The 1,683-nt window shown below is 43.3% G+C and carries 1 protein-coding gene; it reads left to right on the top strand.

Annotation, left to right across the window (positions count from 1 at the left end; all coding sequences use genetic code 11):
* The first annotated feature begins 282 nt into the window (after window positions 1-282).
* On the top strand, window positions 283-1,665 hold the full coding sequence (locus CWC30_RS17815) for an MBL fold metallo-hydrolase RNA specificity domain-containing protein (protein ID WP_138627762.1): 1,383 nt from the start codon (window positions 283-285) through the stop codon (window positions 1,663-1,665).
* The last annotated feature ends 18 nt before the right edge of the window (window positions 1,666-1,683 follow it).

The following is a 1,683-nucleotide window of genomic DNA, read 5'->3' as shown; positions in this document are numbered from 1 at the left end:
CGAGGTTCGAGGTTCGAGAAACTTAAAAACCTTGCGGTTAACATCGCAAGGTTTTTTTATACCTGTAGCAGCGGGTTCACCCCGCGTCAGGTATTAGGCTCAAGGTGCTAGGTGCTAGGCTCTCTGTCCGCAGCTCTTGGCCCGTCCGTTACGGTATAAAACCCCACCTACATTAAAATACCTGCTATATTTACTTATAAAATAAAGGCGTTAGGCTCTAAGTGCTAGGCTCGAGCTTCAAGCCGTAACCCGCAACCCGCAGCCAAAACATAAGGACATAAAATGCAAATACTTCACCATGGAGCAGTCAATGGCGTAACAGGCTCATGCCACCAGCTGATAATAAACGATCAAAGCTCTTTTCTAATTGATTGCGGATTGTTTCAAGGAGAAGACTCAGTTGATGATCTTAATATTGAATTTAATATAGACACAGTTCGCGCGCTTATTGTTACCCATTGCCATATTGATCATGTTGGCCGGATTCCCTATTTATTAATGGCTGGCTTTAAAGGTCCTATATTTACCTCTATTGCATCAGCAAGTTTACTGCCACTAGTGATTGAAGATGCATTAAAAGTGGGCGTCACGCGAGATCAAAAAATAATAGACACTTGCTTAAGATTACTTAAACAGCAAATTGTCGAAATCGATTTTAAAACTTGGTTTGATCTTCCTTGTAAAGGTGAACACATAGCCAAAGCCCGACTTCAACGAGCTGGGCACATTTTAGGCTCCGCTTATGTAGAAATAGACATAAGCACACCTCCCCACAAAGCTAACAATAATCACAGAGTGGTTTTTTCAGGTGATTTAGGCGCGCCCTATACGCCTTTACTACCCGCACCTAAAGCCCCCTATAAAGCAGATACTTTAGTTATTGAGTCAACCTATGGTGATAAAAACCATCAAGGGCGAAAACAACGTACGCAAACCTTAAAAGCCGTAATTGAACGCGCTGTTGCCGACAACGGCGTCGTGCTTGTGCCTGCCTTTAGTATTGGCCGCACGCAAGAGCTGTTATACGAACTTGAACAGCTAATTCATGCCTCTACAAAAAATTCACCTTGGCGCACAATACAAGTAATACTCGACTCCCCTATGGCGGCTAACTTTACTCAACAGTACCGAAAATTTAAATATTTATGGGATGAAGAGGCAAAACAAAAAGTAGCCAAAGGCCGCCACCCACTCGACTTTGAAAACCTCACTACAATAAACACCCATAGTGAGCACTTAGCGTTAATAAATTACTTAGCCACCCGTCAAACACCTGCAATTATTCTAGCTGCAAGCGGTATGTGCACCGGCGGGCGAATAGTTAACTACCTAGAGCGCTTTTTAACCGACAAAACCACCGATGTACTCTTTGTAGGTTACCAAGGGCGCGGAACATTAGGACGCGATATACAAACCTATGGCCCAAAAAATGGCTATGTAGTTATTAATAATACCCGCATTAATATAAACGCCAAAATACACACCATAAGCGGCTACAGCGCTCACGCCGATCAAGCAGGTCTCATCAAATTTGTAACCGGTATGCGCAAAAAGCCCCGCCATATAAAAATAGTTCACGGCGATGATGACGCTAAAAATGCACTCGCAGCAAAATACAGGGAAGTGTTGGGTGATGATGTAAAAGTTGAAATTGGGAAGGGATAGGTTCGAGGTTCAAGGTTC

It is taken from the genome of Pseudoalteromonas sp. S4741, from assembly GCF_005886135.1.
Lineage (GTDB): Bacteria > Pseudomonadota > Gammaproteobacteria > Enterobacterales > Alteromonadaceae > Pseudoalteromonas > Pseudoalteromonas tetraodonis.
The sequence above is the reverse complement of the archived record's forward strand: the minus strand, read 5'-3'. Positions and strand labels throughout refer to the sequence as shown.

Bases quoted from the DNA above. Each gene is read 5' to 3' on its own strand.
- CWC30_RS17815 (WP_138627762.1), top strand. From the start codon at position 283: ATGCAAATACTTCACCATGGAGCAGTCAATGGCGTAACAGGCTCATGC.